The sequence below is a fragment of the Lentibacillus songyuanensis genome (assembly GCF_039548255.1).
Taxonomy (GTDB): Bacteria; Bacillota; Bacilli; order Bacillales; family Amphibacillaceae; genus Lentibacillus_C; species Lentibacillus_C songyuanensis.
This window is the reverse complement of record NZ_JBCLVH010000010.1, coordinates 126,854-135,180: the sequence shown is the minus strand read 5'-3', so window position 1 is coordinate 135,180 and position 8,327 is coordinate 126,854. Positions and strand designations below refer to the sequence as shown.

Here is an 8,327-nt window from a genome sequence, read left to right as displayed (position 1 = left end):
TGAATATTGTTTTCTTTTCCCCATAAATCTACTTTAACATCTCCTTATTTCGTGTCTAGATTTATGGGTCCATTATAACAAATCTAATATAATTTGTGTCCCTAATGAGCTTATTATCATGTATTCATGGTAAGGGCCGAATCAGTTATTCTAGAAAGATATCGTTTTCATTTCATTCATTTTACGGATCAAGACGAATCCCTTTCTCTGTCTTTCGATCCATTTCTTCCGTCGCCACGAAGAAAATGCCCATCAAAAAGATAAAAATTGCACCCATCACTGTTCCAATACCAATGCCTGTAACCGCACTATGATCGCTAATCATAAAACCATAGAGAAAAATTGCGATCCCAACAGTAAGTATACTATAGCCTATGTATTTCACAACATTCAGTATTTTTAATTCTGACTTCATTGTCACCCTCCCCCTTTACTTGTATTATTTACCCCGTTCACAAATTTGTCAAACTTTTTTCGGGAGGGGGGTGGAAGAGTATTATGAATAAAGCTTGATCCAGAAACAGTCAAAGTGGAATAAGAAAAGATTCCAGAACACAGTTGCTCTGGAATCCCTTTATAGCCCAATCAAAAGCGCCCCGTTAAATCGAAGCCTCATAAATCGATCGAACCGCTTTTTCCAATGCTGCATTAAATGCCTCATCCGTTTGGTCAACATTTAAGTCCTGGCTTAACGCTCTAGAAAAGCTGGCAATTAATCCGTCATTTTCCTTCAATTTTTCATTTGCCACATCGCGGGAGTATCCGCCAGAAAGCGCCACAACGCGCACAACATTCGGGTGATCGATGAGTTCCTTATACATATTTGGTTTGGACGGGATAGTTAATTTTAACATCACCAGTTGATCGTCACTTAACTGATCCAGATGCTGTTGAATTTCTGTCTTTAACAGTTCTTCACATTTCTCTTTTTCTAAGCTATTAATATCTACTTCCGGTTCGACAATCGGCATTAAGCCGGCAGCAATAATTTGTTTAGCAAGGTCAAATTGCTGGTCAACCACGGCCTTGATTCCCTCTGGATTTGCGTCTTTGATCACTGAACGCATTTTTGTCCCAAAAATGTGACGCTCGTTCGCACGTTTCAATGTTTCAGCCAAATCTGGAATTGGTTTCATTAATTGCACACCATTTGATACGTCCGCAAGCCCTTTATCAATTTTTAAAAATGGAGCAATGCCTTTTTTCTCGGCTAAATAATCTGCGGTATACATTCCTTCCACTTTGCTGTCCATTGTTTGTTCAAAGAGAATAGCGCCTAAAATGTAATCTGTATCAAAGGCCGGTGACGTAATAATTCGAGTCCGCATATCATGGACCAATTGAAACATTTCATCTTCATTTGTATAAGCATCTTCCATAACGCCGTATGCTGCCAGTGCTTTTGGTGTACTTCCACCACTTTGATCCAATGCTGCAATAAAACCTTTTCCGTTTTTCACTTTTTCGAATTGAGTTTGTTGCATTATTTCCGCTCCTTTAGGTAAAATTGTGCTATTTCATCTGTAAAGAAGAATGAATAGATCGTCAGAAGTCCTTGATCATTTATTATCTTCATTATAACATAGTACCTTTTGATGCGGGTAGCGATATGTAGAGCAAGTAGATAGTATTTCCGACTAATATGTTGATAGTGACCAGTGCAACATTGGATGCGTCGCCGCCCACTTATATAGAAAATTGTTCGCCTAGTGCAATGCAGTCCCCCAAAAAACACCTTATTGCAATTGCCTTCTTTCTACGTAACCTTTACAATATTTGTGGGAGAGGAGTATTCCAATGAAAAATAATTACAATCTGCCTGAACATATACAAGCATTACTGGAAACAACACCGAAAGCCATCGATCATGCATACGATAATCTAATACGCAATAGTGGCTATGTTCCGCCACAGTTAGACCTGTTAACAGATGCGATTTCCGCGTTAAGTATGGGCAAAAACATCTTATTGAAAGGCCCAACAGGAGCGGGAAAAACGAAATTTGCAGAAACACTGTCAAACCTATTCCAGCAACCCATGTTTAGCATTAACTGTTCGGTAGATCTGGATGCAGAAAGTCTTATGGGCTTTAAAACACTCGCCTACCAGAATGAAAAGCAAATCATTGAATTTGTAGCGGGCCCGGTAACGAGCGCAATGCAGCATGGAACTTTTTTATACATTGATGAAATCAACATGGCAAAACCAGAAACATTACCACTTATTAATGGGGTACTAGATTACCGGCGAACAGTTACAAACCCATTTACCAATGAAATTATTAACGCGGAAAATGGATTTAACGTCATCGCAGCGATCAATGAAGGTTATGTCGGTACCGTTCCATTGAATGAGGCATTGAAAAACCGCTTCATTATGATCGACATTCCTTATTTGCAAGGGGAACAGCTAAAACAGTTGATTCAAACAAATACAAGACTTGCAGATGAAGCAACGATTAATCTATTTGTTAAGCTGTCCGCTGATCTCATTAACGCTGTCTCGCAAGGAAAAATTGCAGAAGACGCCGCATCGATCCGAGCATTATTGGATGCGTGCGATTTGAGTACCGTCATTCCACCAAAACGCGCAATTGTCCGGGCAATGATGGATAAACTGGAGGAAGATCGTGAGCGAGAATTCGTCAATAATATAGCTGATACACTATTTTAGAGGGGAGTAGCTATATGATGGATAACCGATGGATTGATACAAGTGTTGATACAAATTTATACCTGCAGTTGCAGGACCTGACAACCGTCTTATCTGATAACGCGGCTTTTACCTTTGCCTACACATATGGATCCACCATTGACATCATCTATCATCATGTGACAGGCAGCAGTATGTGGGACATGGACAAAGCGGAAATCAGGGTGCCTGGCTATAAGACCGATGTGTTTTTACGGACGATCGGAACCTTGCATCACACTCATGTTCCGACCCTAAACACCTATTTAAACGATGTGGAGGAATCCAAGCTGCCGAAATTTGCAACCCAGCTTGTCACATTACTGGAAGATATTCGGCTGGAGGAAATTGTCAAACACTCCCGTCCAGGTACAAAACGTGACTTCGCCATTCGAACTACCTATTTGCAGCACTTTTTCACCACCCAATTGGCGACCAATGTAACCAGAAGTTATGCACTGGATGAGCTGTTTTGCCTCATCTATCTATTATTACAAGCAGACCAGCCTGATCCTGAATTTCCACATGCAACAACAAAACAACTTGATCAATTGAAAAAATTAAAATCACTCCTATACGCCAGTTTTGATGCGAAAACAGCAGCGGATATTACGAATGTCGCCAGAAAAATTGTATTTTTAGTGGAACATGAATACACCGACATGGTCAATGACTACTTCACATTTCCCATTGCTCATATCGAATCCTTATCCAAAAATACACTGTTTGATGAGCTAACAAGAACCGATGAACTTGCAAACCAGGATCTAGAAGATGTGGATGAGGAAAATAACGACTATTTCGATGAACCTTTTTCCACCTGGCATCGGGAAAATCAAAACAGTGATCGGAAACAGAACTTTCTCCAATTTGAACTGGAAGTTGGTACGAAAACAAATATCCGTGGAGGCAACGCTCGCGAAACGGAAGATGGTGATCAAGCAACAGCCAGCGTGCAAGGTACAGCAGGAAAAAGTGAACAGAATGACTACTCTGAGATTGAATCGTTGGAAAAACAGGAAAATAAGCAACCGGGAGAGAAAGCGAGCGACAGTAGTTACGGGGAAGCAAACAAGCATGCTGTTGCTATTGAAAAAAATGCCATTGCTCCTTCTGAAGCGGATCGAGCGTTATATCGTCAATTTGTTAGTGAGATTGACCCATTTAAACGAAGGCTTGCTCGAACCATTGAAAAAACGATCGAGCATAAACAGAATGCACCACGAAAAGATTTAGTCATCGGCAGACTGTCGAAAAAACTATTACCGCTAGTCATCGACGAAAACCCGCGTGTATTTTATAAGAAAAGCCAGGAATCTCATGAAGTGGATGCCGTTTTTACCCTGCTTGTCGACTGTTCTGCCTCGATGCACAATAAAATGGATGAGACCAAACGCGGGATCACTCTGTTTCATGAAGTATTAAATCAGTTAAAAATCCCCCATTCTATTGTTGGCTTTTGGGAAGACGCCAATGAGTCAAAGGAAAACTATCAGCCTAACTACTTCCACCGGATCCATGCTTACAATGATTCGTTCTATCAAAATGGTGGCGCCAAAATCATGCAACTGGAACCAGAAGAAGATAACCGGGATGGCTTCAGTATCCACATCATTACCAAAGAATTAATGGCAAGAAGGGAAAAGAACAAATTTCTGCTCATTTTTTCTGATGGTGAGCCTGCAGCAATGGGCTATGATCAGAATGGGATTGTGGATACGAACATTGCAGTCGCTAATGCACGTAAACAGGGAATCGAAGTGATTGGAATGTTTTTATCCGATGGGGAAATTGATGAACATGACGATGCAACCATGAAGAATATTTACGGGAAAGAACGTTTGATGGTTCCAAGTGTGGCGGAACTTCCGGAGCAATTTGGACCGTTGTTGAAGCGATTGTTGTTGAAGGTGATTTAGTGTTCTTTCCACTTACCTCATAACACGATATTAAATAACCTGGAGGTATAACCATGGGATTCCGGATCAAAAAAAGCGTTAAAGCAGGTAAAGGTGTACGGGTAAACGTAGGTAAATCTGGGGTGGGTCTGAGCTTTGGCACAAGAGGGTTACGCCACACCAGTCATTCAAGCGGCAGGCGAACGAATTCGGTTGGACTTCCAGGAACAGGGTTGTATTATACCAAGTCAGCAACGAAAAAGTCCGCTTCCCATCCTACTTCGTCAAGACAGCAAAAATCACTGCAAGCACAAGACAATCAGTGGATCGTTGAGGAGTTCAATCAGTATATTGATCGGATTACCCATTTACATAAGAAACCATTACAGCCAATCAATTGGAAAGAAGTTCAAGCCTTGCCAGCCCCGTTTCCCCCCGCGGAAATCGGCCCTCAAGAGCAAAAGGCATTAAAAGCATATCAGCAGTTTTCACCTAACCCTTTCCAACGTCTATTCAAATCGTTGGCAGATAAAAAACGACAACAACTAAAGCAAACAATTGCTACTGCTAAGAAAGAAGATGCTGAATCCTACAACTCATGGGAAAAACAGCATCACCAAGCTAGCCGTGTTCTAGATGGAGACGATGATGTCTTTTTAGAAGTAATCGAACAGGAGCATGCCTTTTCCGATTTAGCAAAATGGGGCGATCACTTTCAATTTATCGTGAACGACACCCATATCCCCACCGTCACATTTATGATTAAAGCGGATGATGTACTTCCAGAAAAGAGACTCTCGATCACCAAAACAGGTCGCGTTTCCAAACGAAAGATGACAAAAACCGACTATTACGCTATCAAACAGGATTATGTCTGTAGCTGTGCCATATATGCAGCCCGTAATATCTTAGCGCTTTTGCCTGTTGACCGGGTTGTCGTAAATGTTTTGGAGGACCGGTTAAATACAGCAACCGGTCACCAAAAAGATACGGTAATCCTATCAGTCATGTTTGAACAATCAATTATGGATACACTAAATTTATCAAACATCGACCCTTCCGATGCAATGGAGAATTTTGACCACCGCATGGATAATTTGAAAACAAAAGGATTTCGGGCGGTGGACCGGATAGTGTGAATGCATGTATGGTCACTCCACTGAAACTAGTTTTGTTAGGGCCATAAAAATTATTGATCGATAACGCGGGAAGACAAAACGAAAATAGAGGATCACTCTCCCGCGCTGAGGGTGCTCTCTCCTGACTTTGGCGTGTTCTCTCCCGACTAGGTGGCATTCTCTCCCGACTTTGGCGTGTTCTCTCCCGACTAGGTGGCACTCCCTCCCGACTAAGTGCCGTTCTCTCCCGACTAGGTGGCATTCTCTCCCGACTTGACGGGATTTTTCCGACCTATCGCTGCCCCTGCACCGACAAACTTTTCGACACTCCACATTCCATTTTAAATAAAACTTCTCGTACTATTATTATGACTAAATTTATAAATCGCAATGAGAAAGAGTGCCGCTGCAAAGGCAAGCAAAATCAGTATATTTAAATACAGACTGCCAAATGAGCTTCCTTCCTGCAGTTTTGTTAAGGTATCTAGAGTCCATCGTTGTGGCAGAAATTCAGATATTTTCTGAATCGATGTCGGCATCACTTCCACCGGCCAAAAACATCCCGAAAGCATGACCGTTGGTAAAATAATTAGATTTGTCAAGGCTGTTGATGCACCCCGGCTGTTAGAAAAAGCAACGATAACTAACGAAACACCTACCGAGATGAGTGAAAAAATCACCATCACCAGTAATGCCCTCCAAAGCGAAACATGCAAATCAATGTGAAAGACATAAGACAAAACAACGAGCGTAAGAACAACCTGAATAATCATCACCATCATATTTACGATCACATTGGATAAAATATATTTTCGAGCTGTAATCGGCGTAGACAATAAGCGAAAGTACGTCCGATTCTCCTTTTCTGCCAAAATAATTTCCGACATGTTAGCAGCCGACATCATCATGATCATGATTAAAAAACCAATAGCTGCTAATGTCATCTGTTCGCTAGCAGAGGAATTTTCTAATGTTGTTGTTTCCATTTGAAAATTTGCTTGTTGATATTCGTGGTAAAGATGCGTAAATTTTTCTGGATCCCCACCAGCCGCTTTACCTAATGAAGACAAATTATCAATATACTGATACAAGGAGGATTTTACAAAGGCCGTAACACTTTCTCCTTTAATTGAGGTCAGGTCAACATGCTTTGGTTCTCCAGCCAGTACACTTTCCGAATATCCTTGGTCAAAGGTAATAACACTATCTACCTTGCCTGACGTCAATTTTTCTGTTACATCTTCCTCCTTCATTTCCTCCACTTGCATATGATCCAAGCCTTTTAAAAAGGAAATAGTCTCAGCAGCGACTGGTTTATCATCATGGCTAACCACCCCAATTGTCATTTCACTTGTTTGCCCTCCATAGGCAACTATCGCAACAAGTACGCTTGCCAGAGGCGTCACTAAATATAATAAAATATTCTTTCTGTATCGAAACGTGGTTAGTAGTGTTTTACTGATCAGCCATACTATATCCTTCATTATAATCCTTCCCTTCGCTGTAATGATACCGTCGCAATTAGCAGGAATAAGAAGGCGATACCAAGGTTCATCCCAATAGCAGGCATAACCGACGATAAATCATTCGCATAAATCATTTTGAACATCGCATCATTCTCTAATGTGAGCGGAGATAGCTTATTTAACACGTTTAATATGCCCTCCGGATTCTCAATCGGAAAATACGCTCCGCCAAAGAAGGAGGCCAATTGAATAAGAAGCAGAACCACTAATCGCGGACCTGCTGGCGTTCTTATTAAAAAGGAAGCCCCTAGTCCGACACTAACAGCTAACATGACTTCAGTCAGCAGAACAAGTAATACCAATCCCCAATGAGTTCCCCAATTTGCGTGAAACACGAACTTGCTGAACAATATGACCAAAACAATACAGATTAAATTAATAACCACACTCCCTAGTACTTTCCCAATAAAAATATCTCGTTTATGAATTGGTGCTACCATTAATCGATTGGCTGTATTGCGAGAACGTTCGTGCGTAATCAGGCTTGTAGCCGCAGTTGCCGCATAAAGTGCAATCATAGTTGTCATCGCGATCGCATAATAATCCATCGACCCTGGCTGACTTTCAGGTTGAAGTGAACGTTCGTTAATGTAATCTTGTTTTGGTTCACTGGATAATACACGCTTAGCTTTCTCCGGAGAATCTTTGGTTATTTCGCTGACCAGATTGTATTTATCGACAAAAGTAGCAAGAGTTCCTTGTAAAATACTTGCTTCCAAACTGCTTTGATCATTCACATACAAATGGACCCCTTTTTGATCAATCGCAACATATCCCTCTGCCTTCCCTTGTTCCACCTGTTCTTTCCCATCCGCTTGGGGCGCAATCGGTTTAAAATGAATGCCCGATTCAGCTGCTCCTTTTGTAAAATCCTCAAACGGTTGTGTCATACCAGCATTCGAGTTTTGATATAGTACATCCATGTCATCAATAGCAATATCTTCATTGAATGCACCGCTCAAAGCCGTACCGAGCACAAGCATGAGCAGGATTGGAAATGCAAGCATGAATACCAGTGTCCGAATATTACGGAAGAGATGTCTCATTTCTTTCCAGGCAATTTGTAACATGTTCATCATGACTTCCCCCTTTCT

7 protein-coding genes are annotated in these 8,327 nt (G+C 41.3%); 3 read left to right on the top strand and 4 right to left on the bottom strand.

The genetic code is table 11. From position 1 onward, the window contains the following. Positions 1-181: 181 nt before the first annotated feature. Both WMZ97_RS11955 and WMZ97_RS11950 read right to left on the bottom strand, forming a co-directional pair. Entirely contained in the window at positions 182-415 is a 234-nt protein-coding gene (locus WMZ97_RS11955; protein ID WP_343272316.1) for a hypothetical protein, read from the bottom strand. Positions 416-599: 184 nt separating this feature from the next. After that, a complete protein-coding gene (locus WMZ97_RS11950; protein ID WP_343272315.1) occupies positions 600-1,484 on the bottom strand; it encodes a fructose bisphosphate aldolase in 885 nt (294 codons plus the stop codon). A gap of 313 nt (positions 1,485-1,797) precedes the next feature. On the opposite strand from WMZ97_RS11950, the gene WMZ97_RS11945 reads away from it, so the two are divergent. Genes WMZ97_RS11945 through WMZ97_RS11935 form a run of 3 tightly spaced genes read left to right on the top strand, consistent with a single transcriptional unit; the run spans position 1,798 to position 5,728 of the window. Then, positions 1,798-2,673 (top strand): ATP-binding protein, encoded by an 876-nt coding sequence (locus WMZ97_RS11945; protein WP_343272314.1) that lies wholly within the window; start codon positions 1,798-1,800, stop codon positions 2,671-2,673. Between the two features lie 14 nt (positions 2,674-2,687). Next, the gene (locus tag WMZ97_RS11940; protein WP_343272313.1) at positions 2,688-4,610 is read left to right on the top strand and encodes a vWA domain-containing protein; all 1,923 of its coding nucleotides are present in this window, start codon (positions 2,688-2,690) and stop codon (positions 4,608-4,610) included. A 53-nt stretch (positions 4,611-4,663) separates the two neighbouring features. Continuing rightward, entirely contained in the window at positions 4,664-5,728 is a 1,065-nt protein-coding gene (locus tag WMZ97_RS11935) for a DUF4236 domain-containing protein (RefSeq protein ID WP_343272312.1), read from the top strand. A 320-nt stretch (positions 5,729-6,048) separates the two neighbouring features. Here WMZ97_RS11935 and WMZ97_RS11930 read toward each other — a convergent pair whose 3' ends face one another. Next, the gene (locus tag WMZ97_RS11930; protein ID WP_343272311.1) at positions 6,049-7,191 is read right to left on the bottom strand and encodes an ABC transporter permease; all 1,143 of its coding nucleotides are present in this window, start codon (positions 7,189-7,191) and stop codon (positions 6,049-6,051) included. Then, positions 7,191-8,309, bottom strand: a complete 1,119-nt coding sequence (locus WMZ97_RS11925) for an ABC transporter permease (protein ID WP_343272323.1) — start codon at positions 8,307-8,309, stop codon at positions 7,191-7,193. Before WMZ97_RS11925 ends, WMZ97_RS11930 begins: the two co-directional genes overlap by 1 nt. Positions 8,310-8,327 lie beyond the last annotated feature (18 nt).